Below are 16,401 nucleotides of genomic sequence, written 5' to 3' on the forward strand. Positions count from 1 at the left end.
CAGCATTAAAACATTTCGTTCTTATCTGACCTTAGCCCCCTGCTTGCGTATTCCTTCTCACACTAACCTTCGTGACGATGAATACTGAACAGAACGAACCACGCCCTACCAATAGCGAAATCAACCCCAAGCCTACCGCCTACCCCACCAGTGAGGAGGGCATGCAAGAGCAACCCGACTGGGATATGTCGAGCTACCAGCCGGCGGGTAAGCTCAAGGGCAAGGTGGCGCTCATTACGGGCGGCGACTCCGGTATTGGGCGGGCAGTAGCCCTGGCCTACGCCATGGAAGGGGCTGATGTAGCCGTTATCTACCAGACCAACGCCGAGGATGCGGCCGTAGTTGGCCGCGCCGTTCAGGCCCAGGGCCGTAAGTTTCTGGCCATCCAGTGCGACGTGCGCTCCGCCGATGCCTGCCGCGAAGCCGTGCGCCAGACCTACGCTGAGCTGGGCGGCTTCAATATTCTGGTAAATAATGCGGCCTACCAGATGGGCTACGAAAACTTTGAAACCATTCCGGAGGAAAACATCCACCGCACCTTTGACACCAATATTAAAGGCTACATTTTCATGGCGCAGGCAGCCATTCCGTTCCTGAAGGAGGGCGACTCCATCATCAATACGGGTAGCATAGCGGGCATTGTGGGCAACCCCCACCAAATAGACTACGCCGCCACTAAAGGAGCCATTCACACCTTCACCAAGAGCCTGGCGGCTTACCTGGGCGAGAAGAAGATCAGGGTAAATGCCGTGTTGCCTGGCCCCATCTGGACGCCCCTCATCCCCGGGACTATGCTGAAGGAAGACCTCAAGAAGTTCGGTGACTCTACCATGCTGGGGCGCCCGGGCCAGCCAGAGGAGCTTGCCCCTGCTTACGTATACTTTGCCTCACAAGATGGCAGCTACTCTACGGGCAGCCTGCTGGAAGTTACCGGCGGCATGCCCAAGGGTAGCTAGGCCTGTCTGGGCCAGCATAGGCGTATTACCAACACCCAACTCTGCACCTTATTTTATGAGGGGTGGGGTTGGGTTTATGCTGCCCCTGCACCATTAGTACACCAATTGAAGTAGCCCATGCGAAGCAAATGCATTGGCTTGACTTAGGTAAGGCCAGAGCTCTATGCAAAAGTTACCTACTTGGCGCGGGTTATAACGCCAATGTTGGGCAATAGCTCATTAACAATAAGCTTGACTTAATCCAAATCTCACTTATATTTGTTCAATATTAATATCCGCGTTGTCTTACTTTATTTCAGCCCTATGCACTTCTGTCCGACCTGTTGCCTCTCTCCTACGAGCTAGCTTAAGCCGTGGCTTTACGCTACTCCAGTATAAAGCCACCGCTCGCCTAGACCACTTTTCAGTGATTTACGGTTGTCACTGTCCCACCCTGTTGTGTGCGCTTTCTGAACTCCAGGAGCAGCCCGGACTACCCCAGCTATGAATTTCGTTTTTGTCAGCCTGCAGCGCATTAACACCGAGCGTGAATCAACGTCTACTAATTTGGCGCGGGAGCTTGCCCGCCAGGGCCATAACGTGCTGTACGTCAACTCCCCCGTTAATCGCAAAGACTATTTCATTACGCCTGAGTCGCCGTTTGTGGCGGCGCATTTGCACGCCATTAAGTCAAAGGCAGCTCCGCTACAGGAGTTAGCGCCGCACCTATGGGTGTTGTATCCTACCCAGCCGCTAGACTCCTTCAACTGGGTGCCATATACCCCTTTGTTTCTGTGGTTGATAAAATTCAACAACCGGCGGTTTGGCCACGAGATTCAGAAGGCCACGCGAGATCTGGGCTTTGATGAGTTTATCCTGGTAAACGATAAGGATATCTTCCGTAGCTTTTACCTCAAGGAAATTCTGCGCCCCCAGCGGTACATTTACATGGACCGCGACTACACTGTGGGTGCCCCATACTGGCTGCGGCACGGCCCTAGCCTGGAGCCGGAAATTATGCGCAAAGCCGATGCCGTAGTGTGCAACTCGCTTGACTTCACTAAGCGCGCGCAGCATTTCAACCCCAACAGTTTTTATATCGGGAATGGCTTTGATGTAAGCCAGTTCAACAACACCCATACCCTCGATATTCCCGAAGACCTCGAGCGTATTCCCGGGCCCCGCATTGGGTACGTAGGCGCCCTCATTACGCTACGCCTTGATCTGAACCTGCTCATAGAAATAGCCCGGGCCCGTCCCGCCTGGAGCTTTGTGCTAATCGGGACTGAGGATGAAGCTTTTGCGCAGAGCACCCTGCATAGTTTGCCCAACGTGTTCTTCTTGGGGTATAAGCACACCCGAGATATTCCGGCTTACCTGCTGCATTTTGATGTGTGCATCAACCCACAGGTACTCAACGATTTTACCCGCAGCAATTTCCCCCTCAAGATTCTGGAGTATCTGGCCCTGGGCAAACCCGTAGTAGCCACCGAAACCAATACCATGAATGAGGTTTTTGCTGACCATACCTACCTGGCCACCGGCTCAGCTGAGTATCTGGTTCAGATTGATAAAGCCCTGGAAGAAAACACAGCAGCCCTTGCTGATGAGCGAGTGGCCTACGCCAAGCAGTTCAGCTGGGAAAACATTGCGGCGTTATTTATCCAGCACCTGCAAACGCTCTAGGCCACCAGTAGGCTGGTACGCAGCTAGTAGTGGTGCGCAATAAAATTGAATATATCTTCTTCTGATTTTGCGTGGTAAATATCGGCTCCTGATAATTTCGGGAATATGGTGGCAAACTCATTGAGCGCGTGCTCAACTCCGCGTTTTGAGAAAATAATGTTCTTCCCGCCAAAATAGCTAGCCAGCGTAGCTGTGCCGCCATGTACTGAAATAAAAGCCGACGCATTGGCATACACCAGTAACTGAAAATGATTAAAGCTATTTACCAAAGCCTTACACTCTTGGTATACATCTTCCATTAAAATTACCTCCGGATGGTGTGTTCTCAGCCATTCGTGCTCATTTAATTCCAGTATCTCACTATTATCCAACACAATACTGGAAGCCGATGGGCGGTTGTATAGGATGGTGTATTTCTGATTAAGCGCCTTAATTAATTTAGCTAATACTTCAATGCTAAAATAATTAATGGGAGGCTCTCCCCACTCAATATTGAATTTATTAGCTATTACCAATATTGGCTTTTCATACACAAACAGCTCATTTTGGTACGTAGCTTTCAGGGGTACGGCAGCCCACTTGCGGTAATCGAAGGAGTTGCAGTGGGTCATGTTCGGAATCTCATAACTCTCGTCATTAGATTCCCACTCACGCTCGTCAAATTTTTCTTGGTGGTTGGGGCTGAAATAGTATAGCTCCTGGGTGTTCTTACAGGATGCCGTGCCTAGCAGGGTGCCATTCAAATGATGCCAATAGGCAAAGGGCAGCACAAACAAGAGTTCCTGCTGAAACTCACCGTGGTACTCAATTACTTTATACGGCTTCTTAACGAGCGTATCCTGCACCACATACTTAGTTTGCAATAGCCGGGCAAAGTAATTGTCGCGAATAAAATAGTGGTTGTCGCCGCTTACCTGCCGGTTCTTTAGTACTGAGTACAACCGCAGCAACCGTAAAACTACTCGCTTCATAAGGGCTGGTTGGTAACCAAAATACAAGCCTGTAACTTCTGGCTAAGCTTATAGCCACAAGTTTAGACTGCTATGCTTTATCAGGAACCCAAAGATAGAGCTTAAGTCTGCCCACACCTGCTACCCATTCATAACTAGGCCGCTCCAACTAAATACGTATATCACCTGCTTGTAGGCTAGAGCACAGTTGCACTGTGATGACCCTAGCTTGTCAGTTTATTGCAATAACATTTTAGGGTATCTTGCATAACCCAGAAGGCGAGGCGAAAGTATGAGGTGTGCTGATGCCGATTGGCAAGCAGCTACCTACCCCTGCTAATAAATATAACTGTAAAAGCCTACTGTCAATACGTACGCGTTACGGCTACTCCTGCGCAACTGCAACTGGTGTTTTTTGTTGCGAACTACTATGTCCCGAATTCCTTCGTCGCCCCCAGTTATAGCCCCCCTGGAAACCACTGCCCCCCGCCCCTTATGGTCGGTTATGATTCCGGTTTATAACTGTGCGAATTACCTGCCTGAAACGCTCCACAGCGTGTTGCAGCAGCAGTTACCGGAACACCTCATGCAGATTGAGGTGATTGACGACGCCAGTTCAGATGCCGATGTTGAGGAAATAGTTAACCGCATTGGAAAGGGACGGGTCAAGTATTACCGGCAGTCCGAAAACGTGGGCAGCTTGCACAACTTTGCTACCAGCATCAGGCGGGCACAAGGCCAGTTGATTCACTTGTTACATGGCGATGATCGAATTCGTCCTGGCTATTATCAGGAAATAGGAGCACTATTCAATCAATACCCAGAGATTGGAGCAGCATATTGTAGGTTTGGATACATTGATGAGTATGGCAAACTCAAATACACCCAAGCGCCTGAAATGCGCCAGTCGGGTATATTAGAAGATTACCTACTGCGCATTGGCGAGCGTAATCGTATACAGTATGCTTCTATAACTGTTAAGCGCGAGACCTACGAAAAGCTAGGAGCGTTTTATGGTACGACATACGGTGAGGATTGGGAAATGTGGGTTCGGATTGCGCAAAACTATTCTATAGGATACTCACCCAACATATTGGCTGATTACCGACATCATACTAATTCCATCTCAGGCAATAAACATGTACGCGGTGAGTATCTCATAGATTTAACTAGCGTTATGAATCAAATCCAACAATATCTACCGCAGTATAAGAGAGCAAGCGTTCTGAAAAGATCAAAAATATTTTACAGCCATTACGCTATCCGTCAAGCTAATAATTTATGGCACCTGCGTCATGACAAGGAGTCAACGTTCGTATATATCCGGCAGGTATTACTTATGCATCGGGATTTGAGCCTCTATTTAAAAATTTTAAAACTATTAGTTAAGGTAGCTATCAATAGACGTTAAAGGTTATTAAAGCTTAGCACATTTTACCCTTGCGCACTTTATATAATGGAAAGAACTCCACAATCTCCCCCTACTATTCCTCGCCTAGCGCCGGGCACCAAGCGGCCACTGTGGTCGGTTATGATTCCAAGCTATAATTGTTTAGGGTATTTAAAGATAACGTTAGAAAACGTATTACAGCAGGCACCTGATGCAGATAAAATGCAGATTGAGGTGGTAGATGACTATAGCACTGATGGCGATGTGCAGGCACTGGTAGAGGAAATAGGTCAGGGCCGGGTGCACTTTTTTCGGCAGGAACAGAATGTAGGCAGCTTACGCAATTTCGAAACCTGCATCAATAGAGCGCAGGGCCAGCTAGTACATATTCTGCACGGAGACGACTTTGTAGCCGAAGGTTTTTATGCCGAAATAGAACGTTTATTTGAAAGCTTTCCTGATGCCGGAGCAGCGTTTACCGACTACATCTATGTCGACGAATATGGTAATCTGATTCAGTCGGCAAAGAAGCTACTAGAGGAGCCAGGACTGCTTCCTAACTGGGTCACGACCTTAGCCCAGGGACAATGCGTGCAATTTCCGGCTATGGTAGTGAAACGCTCAGTTTATGAAAACTTAGGCGGGTTTTACGGCGTGCACTATGGTGAGGACTGGGAAATGTGGACTCGAATTGCGGCTCATTACCCTGTAGCGCATTCTCCCAAAGCCTTAGCTATGTATCGGGTTCACGGGACCAACATTTCTAGCAATACCTACCTAAGCGGCCAGTGCATACGCGACACCAGCAAAGTAATTGACTTAATTCAGCAGTACTTACCCATGGAACAGCGTGCCCAGCTCCGGGAGCAGTGCCGTAGGAACTATGCCATTTATTACGCTAAAATGGCTAATAAGCTTTATAAAGCCACCAAAAACCGTAAGGCTGCACTCAAACAGGCCTACGATGCTTTACGGCTACATGCTAACTCTGATACTATAAAGCTCTTCTCAAAAATTTTCATCAAAACACTAATCCGGTATTAATTACTACAGGGCTACTACGTTGTTACTCTAATTGTATGCATAACCTGGTATTCCGGATCATGATAGCTCAATTTATTCTGATCGACTGAAGTCAGCTCTAACCCATAGAGATACGCAACTGCCACATCAGCATTCCCTAGTGACTCTAGTTGCACTGATCCTTCTGAGAATATTTTGACCAATAACCGGCGTATTTCGTCGGCAGTAAACGACCAGTACCAAGGATTATTCCACTCGCCCTTACCTGGGACTGTTAAAAAAAGTGTGCCTCCGGGTTTCAACACACGACGGCAATGGTGCATCACCGTTTTAAAATTATAAGCCGTGTGCAAGGAGTGAGTGAATACAATACAATCAAACGTATTACCTGGTAACTCTTTTAGGGTAAGTAAATTGCGTTTATAATATACTTGTGCATTGTTTGTTGCTCCTGTTAATTCGAGCGCATCTGTTAGCGTGCTTTTCTCTGGTAAATCTTTATAAGTAGAATCTTGTAAATCGAGCACTACACCATTCAGATCCTCTACTATTTGCTGCCGAAATTGCTCAATATATCCGCGCTCAACCGGCCAGCGCAGGTCATAGCCGAATCGGGACTCAAAAGGCAATAAGTAATTAATAGCTATGGCCATAGCTCGCCTTATTTGAGCAGCCAGCGGAACTGCTGGTTGTACAAGCCGGGAGCTGCCTTTCGTTAGGGTATATGAATTACGCTCTACCTTGGTATGCTCATGGCGTACTGCATATGCTTGGACTGCTTGCGGGGCGAAACGCTCAAAAAACTGTATAGTCTGCTGATAATCCGGTAAGGGGCCGGCTTCCAGCTTATAATCAGACCTGCCTTCATAATAGGTAATCCAGCAGTGCATACCGCGTGAGTAGCCCTCAATCTCCAACGGACTTCTCAGGTTCGTACGCTGCCGGTCAAGAACCTTTTGCACTCCAATGAGCATCTTGTCTATATCAGCTGACATAGAAGCTCTATGAATTCGATAGGCCGCTATTGAATGCTGATGCTGTACGATAGGATACCGTCGGGTTAGGTTTAGATATAAGTCATAGTCCTCGCAGTTGCGCAAAGAAGTATCAAAGTGAAAGGCTGAGAGAGCCCACCTCGTAAACATCACTGCGGAAATCATACCGATATAATTTCCCAACGATAATAACCGATAGTAGGGGTTAGGAGCATAGGATAACGGTTTATCCTCCTCTTTCTGCCCATCCGTATACACGCGCTTATGAGAGCCCGCTACAAAGGCGGCCTGCGGATGGTGTCTTAAATAAGGCACACCTATGCTCAACGCATTAGGCAGAAGCCAGTCATCAGCATCCAGGAACACCAGGTACTGTCCTTTACTACTACGTATTCCGGTGTTACGTGCAGCCGAAAGGCCCTGATTATGCTGGTAGATGTACTTTACGCCGGGGTAACGCAGCGCTACTTCGCGGGTGTTATCCGTTGAGCCATCATCTACCAGTACAACTTCTTTGTACTGATAGGTTTGTTGGAGTGCACTCTCAATAGCCTCCGCTAAGAAATGGCCATAATTGTAGCACGTAATAATAATTGATACTACCGGCCGAATCATAGTATGAAGGCTACTGATTATGTGATTGGGAGGGCTGGTTACGATGCTCGTAATAATATTTCAGGCCATTAACGATACCTTTCAGCTCTGCCCATAGTGTGCGATTACGGAAGGTAAAGCGCGGAAATCCGGCTCTAAGCAGAGAGCCGTAATATTTTGGTATGTGCCAGTACAATTGCTTGGCGTACCCAGCCCGTGGATGATGCTTCTGCTGAATGAGTGCGGCCGTAGTGAAACCACTCATATAAGTGAATATCTGCCTTTTCAGATCCTTCACCTCCCGACGATGCGTATGGTATACTACTGCTCGAGGATTGTATTGAATTGTACAGCCGCCCACCAGAACGCGAAACCACATCTCGGAATCATCGTTGCAGCCGGCTGCCCCAGGCCCTAAGCGCTCATCAAACAGGCCTACCCTATTAAATACTTCTTTACGGAAGGCAGTGTTGGCACCAGCCCCAATCTCCCACACGGGTGGCCCTGCCGACTCCACTCGCTTAAAGTAGGCTTGATCGTAAGCAATATCCTGGTAGCCCCTATTGAAGCTCCAGTGTTTCTCAAATATCTGCTGTGCTTCTGTATCTAACTCAGCCGCAATGATTAATCCGGTCATGGCGAATACTGACTTATCCAGAAAGGTTTCCCAGACCCGGTATACCCATTCCGGATGCACCAGCACGTCGTCGTCGGTGAAGGCCACAATGTCTGACGTGGAGTTCCTAACACCCGCGTTTCGGGCATATGACAGGCCTACTGAAGGCTCCATAACATACCGGACGTTGGCGAAGGACTCCGCAACTTTTTTGGTGCTATCATCAGGAGGCGCATTGTCAACCACTATAATTTCTGCTGGTTGGCAGGTCATACGGTTTAATGCCTCTATACATAACTGCAACGATGCTGCTCGATTGCGGGTACAGATAATTACAGAAACAGGAACTTGTGGCTGTATAGTGTCAGGGGCCCATGGCTTTAACAGCGTACCCAGCCATTCACTCCAGCGGCTAACCTCCTCCTGCGTTACCCATACCTGCCACTGAGCAGTATCAACACCAGCTTTAGCAGCATAACGCGCTACTGCTGGCTCAATAGCTTTCAATATCACGTTCGGCCACTGCGCTGAGCTAACTACTTGATTAGGCTCTATAAAGGAGTGGCCTAGCGCTACATTCTTCCACCAGAACACAACATAGTTGCCTTGGCCCTGATACGTCAGGGCAGGAAGTTGCGGCTCTTTATCTAGATGAATATGCGTGATGACATACGGAGGGTATGACGACATATGGGTGAATTAATGTAGTACAGGTTCTTGTAAAGCAACAGGAAAAGGAATGAGTGGCCGTACTGTCCCCCACCATTTCCCCTTCCAGCCAGACTCATCGCCCCGATAATCTTCTAACTCAAAGGTTAAGCAGCTATCTAAGTCAAAAACCGGAGCAGTGCCAGCAAGCACAAACAAAGAAATACAGTAGGCGCCATCGTTAAGCAGGTTACCCGGAATTGTACACTCTCCGGCTAATATGCCTTCCCTGTATACAGTAGCTGCAGAGGGAATTGTGAGCACGCAGTCACCATTACTATTATATAAGCCCAGGTGAACATTGAGTAGCGCTTTATCTACTAAGTTCCTCATTTGAAAGCGCACAGTTAATGGCACCCGAACATCCAGGGGCATATTTTCAGTAAAGAAGTGCGGTATTAACTCTACTGACTGAAACCGCACAAACTCATTACCTGGTGCCTTGGCAGGGGTATCTCCCCAATACTGCTTTGTAACATTTTGCTGCGTTGCCAGCAAAAACTTATTTACAATTCTGCTCACTTCGCCCTGTTCTTGTACTAACCCCTGGTTTAACCATAGGGCTTGTTGACACAGATTGGCTACAGCCTGCATGTTGTGACTCACAAAAATCACGGTGCGCCCATCTGTGTGCGACACTTCCCGAATTTTACCAAGGCATTTTTTCTGAAACTCAGCGTCGCCGACAGCTAGCACTTCATCCAGAATGAGTATATCTGGCTCTAGATGTGCGGCAACAGCAAAAGCCAACCGCACATACATACCTGATGAGTAACGCTTTACAGGCGTATCAAGAAACCGCTCTAACCCTGAAAACGCTACAATTTCGTCGAACTTCTGCCGTATTTCATGTTTGTTCATCCCCAGGATGAAACCACTCAGGTACACGTTTTCTCGACCAGTTAACTCAGGATTGAAGCCGGTACCTACTTCCAACAGGCTACTAATTGTTCCCTTGCCCCGTACCGTACCGCTAGTGGGGCGCACAATGCGGGAAATGATTTTAAGCAGGGTGGATTTGCCGGAGCCATTGCTACCGATAACCCCCCACACTTCACCCTGCTTTATTTCAAAGTTCACATCATGGAGCGCCCGGAATAATTGATTCTGACCGTAACGATGATTGTCTGCGCTGGGCGCTTGAAAAAAAGGATCTTCCTTTTTTAAAATGGATGTCGTCCACCAATGTTGCAAATCCTGGCGTAAAGAACCAGTGCCTGTAGTGCCCAGTCGATAAACTTTCGATAGGCCCTCTGCTTTTATTACTACATCTGACATACTCTTTAAATTACATCAACGAGTTTGTCGCCTTGCTTGTTGAAAACCAACAACCCTGCAACGAACACAATGCTGATAAACGCAACGCTATATAAGAGTTGCCCAGGCGTGACTAACCCTTTCCCTAATACCAACAAGCGAAACAATTCAAATAATGAAGTGAGAGGATTGAGTTGAACTATCCAGCGCCATTTTACATCAACGTAATTAATAGGGTACACAACCGGAGTCAGGAACATAAGCAAGCGAATACCTAACCCAATAATATAACTCAAGTCGCGGTACTTACCGGTAAGTACTGACACTATCATGCCCAACCCCAGGCTCAAACAAGCAACTAATACAACAATTAGTGGAATGATAATAAGTTGCAAAAGACCAGGAGCCTGCCATGAAGTAAAGAGAATATAATAGGTTGTTATCAGGAGCAATAGAAATAATTGAATAAAGAACCGGATAAGTTGACTCATCATTTGAGCCAAGGGTACTACCATTCGCGGGAAATACACTTTACTGAAAATGTGAATATTATCTCGAAAAATAGATGAGGTATTCAGGAAAGACTCATTGAATAAATTCCAGAGTACAATGCCTGTGAGATAAAAAAGTGTAGGAGGAATTCCATCGGTAGAAATTCCTACCAGCTTTCCAAACACAAGTACGTAAGTTACCAGTGTCATTACTGGCTGAAACAGCATCCAGAGCGGGCCTAATACTGTTTGCTGGTAGCTCAGTAGAAAGTCGCGGCGTACAAGCCCTGCCACTAAGTGGCGGTACGACCAAAGTTCAGACGCACTAGACCCCAGCCAAGTGGTTTGGGGCACAATTTCCCAATCCCAAGTGCTCTTCGTATTACTAGACATAAAGCTGATGAATTTGACGCGAGGTAAACTTACGCGCACAATATTTTCCTTGAAAAGGTATAGCTTTTAGCCCATAATTCATAGTTTGCCTTGGAAATAGGCTACTAGAGGCTAAAGAAAACTGAGCATTAAAATATAAGTATTCCTCTCTTACCCAGAAGATTGATTCGACAATTACTGCCAATTTCATTTCAGCTAAACGTGTGCGCTGTCTGAATTTAGGGGCCATATGGCCTATACGTATAGAGCACCGCTAGCTCGGTACTTTTCAGGTGAAGTTACGGGCTTAGCAACTCCAGGTGACCCACATGATGACGCCCATGCCAGCTGTACTGCACCAGTGCCTGATCAAGGGTGTACGTTTGCTGATAGGCGGGGTGATGGAACGTGCGCTGCCACTGCTCCTCGGTGAGGTGCCAGAGCAACGTAACCCAGCGCGAGTGCACAGCCTCCAGTAAGGCCAGTGATACGGTAACTGGGGTAGCATCGTTGTCGGGGAGAGCAGCAGAGGCGTTCAGGTCGAAGGGCCGAATGGTGGGGTTGTCTTCCGTGAGTGCCAGGCGATACCTCAGGTAGAAGTTCAGGTGCACATCGGCCACGTGGTGAATAACCTGCCGACCCGTCCAGCCGCCGGGGCGGTAAGAGTTTTCCAGCCGTACGCCGCCAGCTTGGCGAGCTGCTGCCGTAAGCTGCCCGGGCAAGGCCGCTAGCTGATTGATATAGGCAGCTCGCTCCTGCGGCGTAAGCGGTTGGGTAGGCAGCACAGGCCTACCAATTGGGTACTGCAAGTCAGAAAGAAGAGTCTCCATGTGGCGCAAAATAAGGCGTACCACATAACTCCTGTTCTACTGTGTGCACTCTCCGCTGCATTAACCGGCGCGAGGAGCTGACAAGGGTGTTTCACACAGCTACCCACAGCTTAAGAACGCGTGGCCTGGTGGCCCAGACCACATTGATTAGCTTAAGGCCTGTGCGTGGGCCAGAACCTAGCTGCTGACCGGCACATGTACGTAGCGAGTTGCTTACTGCCGTGTGAGCCTACGCAGAGTATACAAGCACTGGCTTAGGGCTTGTTTTCAGTGGTGCCCGGCTCATGTACATCCCCCTGCACACTGAAGTTACTGCCCGAATCATTACGGGGCAGCTCGGTAGCTACTACATCATGAACATGGCCATTCTCCGGAGTGGGCTTCTGGAGTTCCTTGTGGTCGGGAGCCGTAGTAGAGCGAGGCGGCTTAGGAGCATGAAGCTGGGCTTCCAGGGCTTCGAAGCCCTTATACCCTTCTTTATTCTTCTTCCAGAAGACAAATGCGGCCGCTGCAGCGGCTAGCCCGCCAACCAACACGGTAGTGGATTTCTTTTTCATACAACAACAGACGATAGTGATGCGAAGCAGCACGTTCCGGTAAACAGAGCAGACCTGCGGCCAGGAACGCGCTTAGTGTACGCGGCCCAGGGAAAGACGTTTTGCGCTGGCCGCCACGTTGCCGCTCGCAACGCTAGGCCACCATCGGCAGATAAATCCGGAAGGTTGTACCCTGGCCTACTGTGCTATCAACTTCCACTCGCCCTCCGGCCTGGTGCACTAATCGGTTTACCAGGTACAGGCCCATCCCTAGCCCTACCACCTCGGGGTGGAAGCGCCGGAATAGCTGAAAAAGCTCTCTCCGATGGCGGCTTAAATCAATGCCGCGGCCGTTGTCCTGCACACTAAGCACGGCCAAACCCTCCTGGCGGGCGGTGCTTATGCTTACGTGCGGCTTACGCCCTGGCTGGGCGTATTTGAGCGCATTCGAGAGCAAGTTGTACAACATACTGTGCAAGCTGGGCCGGGCCAGCCGCAGGGTTGGCACGGCGCTGAAATCTAGCTCGAAGGTGGCCTCCTGATCGGAGATTTGGGGCTGCAGGCTCCGGATTATTTCTTCGGTGAATGGCTGCAGCTCCACCATTTCTAGGGGCACTTGCTCTAGCTGGCGCTGCTGCTGCACCACCTCCGTGAGGCCCGCAATAGTACTGAGAATTTGCTGCAGCGCCTCCTCAAACATGCCCATCATACTGGCCGCCTCGGGGTCGTGGAAAGTGGCAGAACGCTGCAGCTCGGCAAACAGGCCTACCATGTTGTCAATGGGCTGGCGCAGATCATGCGAGGCGGTATACACAAAGCTGTCGAGCTCGGCATTGATGCGCGTGAGCTGCCCGTTCTGGAGCGTGAGCTGCTCATTGGCGCGCGCCAACTGTTCCCGCCTTTCCTCTGCCTGCGCCTTGGCCCTGATCAACTCCTGCTCATACTTACGGCGCTCCGTGATATCAAACAGGGTTACGCGCACCACCAGGGGCTGGCCATCGGTGTCGCGCAGCAGCACGGCATTCATGAGCACGGGCAGCGTAGAGCCATCTTTACGGCGGAGGGTGTAGCTGATTTCCCGCACGTGGTTTTGCAGCAGCAGCAGCGGGGCACAATGGGTTTCATAATGCAGGCGCCCACCCATAACCAGCAGGTGCTGCAGGCACTGATTGGCCACCAGTTCCTCACGGGTGTAGCCCAGCCAGCTAAGCAGGGTTTGGTTAAGCTTCACCAGCGTACCATCGGGTAGGCAGGAGCAATAACCACACGGAGCGTACTCGTACAAGTCTTCCAGGTTTTCCTGGGTCAGGCGCAGATCCAGTGCGGGCAGGGCCCTTTTCTCCGGGCCACTCATACAGCTTTGGCGGGAACCTCGCCTAAAAATTGCTTGATGGCTGCCGTAGTGGCTACTGGTGCGCTTAGGTGGGGGCAGTGGCCAGATACTTCCAGCACCACCAGCGTGCTGTTGGGCATGTGCTGGTGCATGTAGCTACCCACGGCCAGGGGGGCAATCATGTCGTAGGCGCACTGCAGCAGCAGAGTGGGCTTATGTAGAAGCGGCAAATCGGCGCGGTTATCAGAAAGAAACGTTACGCGGGCAAAATGACGCGCCACTACGGGGTCGGTGCTGCAGAAGCTTTGGTTTAGCTCCTCGGTAAGCTCAGGCCGGGTGGGGTTGCCCATTATTACGGGGGTAATAGCTCCTGACCAGCCCAGGTAATTGTTATCCATGGTTTCGAGCAGCTCCTCAATATCGGCGGGCTCGAAGCCTCCGGTGTAGCCCTCATCATTGATGTAGCGCGGAGAAGGTGCCACCAGCACCAGCTTAGCAAACCGGGCGGGTTCTTTAATGGCGGCCAATACCCCAATCATACACCCTACCGAGTGGCCTACCAGAATAGCATCGTGCAGGTTCAGCGCGTCCATAATGGTCAGCACATCATCGGAGTGCGCGGCCAGGGTGCTGTAATGCGCCAGATTATACGCAGACGCGTCGGAATGACCGGCACCTACCAGATCTAGCAGCACCACCTGGTAATGCGCCTCAAAGGCCGGAGCCACGAGCCGCCACATACCCTTATTGCAGCCAAAGCCATGTACAAATACCATAGCCTGCTTGCCTGTTCCGGAAACTGTGACGTTGCTTCGTTTAAGAATATCCATATGCGTATGAGTATAGTCGACTCACAGCAAGATCAGCGTTGTGAAGTCTTGCCTTGAGAAGCGCGCGAAGCCGTTGCTAAGATAGCTCTGGCACTTAGGAGAGCTACGTTGGCTAACATGGCACTTCCTCATGATCCAGAACAAGTTAACAAGGCCTGATACAATGCCAGACTTTTTTAACGATAGACGGGCAAGTGACCTGAGTTTACTCCTTAAGGTTGCGATTGGAGTAATGCTCATCGATAGACTGGTCCATTGCTGCCTGGAAGGCTAACAGCAGCTTGCTCCGCTCCGACTCTGGCATACTCTGTAGTGCCTGCTCAAACGTCGTTCGGTACACATGCGCCATAAAATGGGCCCCGTAGGTGGTAAAGAATCCGTCGTGAATTTTACTGAAAGCTACTTTCTCGGCAGAGGAAATAGACAGCGAAAGGGCCAGCCATTCTTTGGCATTATTGGCTAAGCTAAGTTGCAGGTCTTGGTCCATAGTAAGGTTGTCAGAGAGAGGAGAATATTCTCGGTTGATGATTTGCTGGTAAGCCGGTAGGCCTATTGCCCTGAACACCCTGGTAGAACTGGTGGCCTAGCTCGGTACGGGTATTCCCCCTATGGAGCCGGGGGTGTTTCGGCGGCCCAGTTAACCTGCCGCAGCAACACACGCCACTCTGATTCTGAAGCTACCCGGCCTTGGAAGCTGTAGAGCAGCTGCCCATCTACAACTTCCAGTAGCGTCATTTCGTCGTCGGCGTAGAGCACAATGGTTTCCTGCCCACAGTCAGAAGGCCGGCTATAGCGTGCCTGACCGGGAGGGGCACTGTACCGGACAAAGCCGCACGCCTGCAGAAGCTCGGCAGAAGGCTGAAAATAAGATGGCATAGAAGGGGGTGGTGAGATGCAAAGCCGAGACGCCGGATGGTGTGCTGGTCCGCGTAGAACCTTTCACACCGTTAACAGTCAGTAGCGTGGCAGACGGCGCTACGGCAAGCTTTTGAGGAGGCGCTTGCTCAGTAAGGAAGTATGGGTGTTGTAGACCCGCGGGTATGGCCGGTTTGTGGGGCACCCCTACAACGCATGCCTGGCTCCTGCTTTAAAGGTACGAGCTTTAGCACGAAACCGTTGAGCCCGGCCGTAATCTGCTTGTTGCCCCGAGGTGATAAGCCATAGAGGACTTATTCTTCCCGTGCACCGCAGTTCTATAGCATGGTTGTCCGGCTTGGATGAGGCCATAAAAGACGGCTGACCTGTGCTGGCTGGATGTACTGCGCGGGAGCACTGGCCGGAATTTCCGACTGCATTCAGGGACAAGTACGTAGTTGAAAATCAGTATTTAGACCCTTCATAAGCTGCAGCGTAGTGAGTAGATTTATGTTGTGTGACTGCCTTCCCAGAAAAGCCCCACTTGGTTTGCTTTCGATATCTCCCTTCTGTTCCACACTCCCTTGCTCCTACGCCTATGCCATTCCTGCACCAACACGTAGTATCAGATACCTCTCTCACTTCTGGCTTCACGCCCAAGTCCATTAACCTGGATGTGGTGGAAGCCACACAGGTAGCCCGAGCATTAGCGCGCGACGCCACGCAGACTCATCCCCAACTCATCATCGACTGCAGCCATCTGAAGTGTTTGCGCACCCTGGGCGTTAGTCATGTTATTTCGGAGCTGCTGGTGTTGCACAAGGCCGGTGCCAATATCTGGCTCCGTAACGCAGATCCTGCCTTGCTGCACTGCCTGGCTCTGCTCAAGCTCACGCACATATTCAGAGCCTCGCCAAAACTGGCCTAGGCACCATACAGAAGCTCACGCGGCAGAGCGCCCGTTTATATCACAGCTCACTCTACAACCGCCACGCTGCCT

The 16,401-nt window shown here is 50.1% G+C and carries 16 protein-coding genes; 5 read left to right on the forward strand and 11 right to left on the reverse strand.

Annotation, left to right across the window (positions count from 1 at the left end; translation table 11 throughout):
- Positions 1–77: 77 nt before the first annotated feature.
- Together HMJ29_RS19935 and HMJ29_RS19940 are read left to right on the forward strand one after the other, a co-directional pair.
- Complete coding sequence (locus HMJ29_RS19935) at positions 78–956, forward strand: SDR family oxidoreductase (protein WP_171593139.1); 879 nt, start codon at positions 78–80, stop codon at positions 954–956.
- A gap of 483 nt (positions 957–1,439) precedes the next feature.
- A complete protein-coding gene (locus HMJ29_RS19940; RefSeq protein ID WP_171593140.1) occupies positions 1,440–2,621 on the forward strand; it encodes a glycosyltransferase in 1,182 nt (393 codons plus the stop codon).
- Between the two features lie 23 nt (positions 2,622–2,644).
- On the opposite strand, the gene HMJ29_RS19945 is transcribed toward HMJ29_RS19940, so the two are convergent.
- Positions 2,645–3,592 carry a hypothetical protein gene (locus tag HMJ29_RS19945; protein WP_171593141.1) on the reverse strand — a complete coding sequence of 316 codons (948 nt, stop codon included), beginning with the start codon at positions 3,590–3,592 and terminating at the stop codon, positions 2,645–2,647.
- Between the two features lie 484 nt (positions 3,593–4,076).
- Between HMJ29_RS19945 and HMJ29_RS19950 the strand changes: the two genes are divergently transcribed.
- A complete protein-coding gene (locus tag HMJ29_RS19950; RefSeq protein ID WP_171593142.1) occupies positions 4,077–4,982 on the forward strand; it encodes a glycosyltransferase in 906 nt (301 codons plus the stop codon).
- 120 nt (positions 4,983–5,102) lie between these two features.
- The gene (locus HMJ29_RS19955) at positions 5,103–6,005 is read left to right on the forward strand and encodes a glycosyltransferase family 2 protein (protein ID WP_216634078.1); all 903 of its coding nucleotides are present in this window, start codon (positions 5,103–5,105) and stop codon (positions 6,003–6,005) included.
- 14 nt (positions 6,006–6,019) lie between these two features.
- On the opposite strand, the gene HMJ29_RS19960 is transcribed toward HMJ29_RS19955, so the two are convergent.
- The 10 genes from HMJ29_RS19960 to HMJ29_RS20005 all read right to left on the reverse strand — a co-directional run bounded on the left by HMJ29_RS19960 (position 6,020) and on the right by HMJ29_RS20005 (position 15,422).
- On the reverse strand, positions 6,020–7,594 hold the full coding sequence (locus HMJ29_RS19960; protein WP_171593143.1) for a glycosyltransferase: 1,575 nt from the start codon (positions 7,592–7,594) through the stop codon (positions 6,020–6,022).
- A 10-nt stretch (positions 7,595–7,604) separates the two neighbouring features.
- On the reverse strand, positions 7,605–8,879 hold the full coding sequence (locus HMJ29_RS19965; protein ID WP_171593144.1) for a glycosyltransferase family 2 protein: 1,275 nt from the start codon (positions 8,877–8,879) through the stop codon (positions 7,605–7,607).
- A 9-nt stretch (positions 8,880–8,888) separates the two neighbouring features.
- A complete protein-coding gene (locus HMJ29_RS19970) occupies positions 8,889–10,175 on the reverse strand; it encodes an ABC transporter ATP-binding protein (protein WP_171593145.1) in 1,287 nt (428 codons plus the stop codon).
- A 5-nt stretch (positions 10,176–10,180) separates the two neighbouring features.
- Entirely contained in the window at positions 10,181–11,038 is an 858-nt protein-coding gene (locus HMJ29_RS19975; protein WP_171593146.1) for an ABC transporter permease, read from the reverse strand.
- Positions 11,039–11,316: 278 nt separating this feature from the next.
- A complete protein-coding gene (locus tag HMJ29_RS19980; protein WP_171593147.1) occupies positions 11,317–11,847 on the reverse strand; it encodes a YfiT family bacillithiol transferase in 531 nt (176 codons plus the stop codon).
- 254 nt (positions 11,848–12,101) lie between these two features.
- Positions 12,102–12,404, reverse strand: coding sequence for a hypothetical protein (locus tag HMJ29_RS19985; RefSeq protein ID WP_171593148.1), 303 nt, complete (start codon positions 12,402–12,404; stop codon positions 12,102–12,104).
- 133 nt (positions 12,405–12,537) lie between these two features.
- Positions 12,538–13,737 (reverse strand): PAS domain-containing sensor histidine kinase, encoded by a 1,200-nt coding sequence (locus HMJ29_RS19990; RefSeq protein ID WP_171593149.1) that lies wholly within the window; start codon positions 13,735–13,737, stop codon positions 12,538–12,540.
- Positions 13,734–14,546 (reverse strand): alpha/beta fold hydrolase, encoded by an 813-nt coding sequence (locus tag HMJ29_RS19995; RefSeq protein WP_171593150.1) that lies wholly within the window; start codon positions 14,544–14,546, stop codon positions 13,734–13,736. Before HMJ29_RS19995 ends, HMJ29_RS19990 begins: the two co-directional genes overlap by 4 nt.
- Before the next feature lie 205 nt (positions 14,547–14,751).
- Positions 14,752–15,033, reverse strand: a complete 282-nt coding sequence (locus HMJ29_RS20000) for a hypothetical protein (RefSeq protein ID WP_171593151.1) — start codon at positions 15,031–15,033, stop codon at positions 14,752–14,754.
- A gap of 119 nt (positions 15,034–15,152) precedes the next feature.
- Positions 15,153–15,422 (reverse strand): hypothetical protein, encoded by a 270-nt coding sequence (locus tag HMJ29_RS20005; protein WP_171593152.1) that lies wholly within the window; start codon positions 15,420–15,422, stop codon positions 15,153–15,155.
- A gap of 577 nt (positions 15,423–15,999) precedes the next feature.
- Here HMJ29_RS20005 and HMJ29_RS20010 point away from each other — a divergent pair.
- The gene (locus HMJ29_RS20010) at positions 16,000–16,329 is read left to right on the forward strand and encodes an STAS domain-containing protein (protein ID WP_171593153.1); all 330 of its coding nucleotides are present in this window, start codon (positions 16,000–16,002) and stop codon (positions 16,327–16,329) included.
- Positions 16,330–16,401 lie beyond the last annotated feature (72 nt).

The organism is Hymenobacter taeanensis (genome assembly GCF_013137895.1).
In the GTDB taxonomy this organism is placed as follows: Bacteria; Bacteroidota; Bacteroidia; order Cytophagales; family Hymenobacteraceae; genus Hymenobacter; species Hymenobacter taeanensis.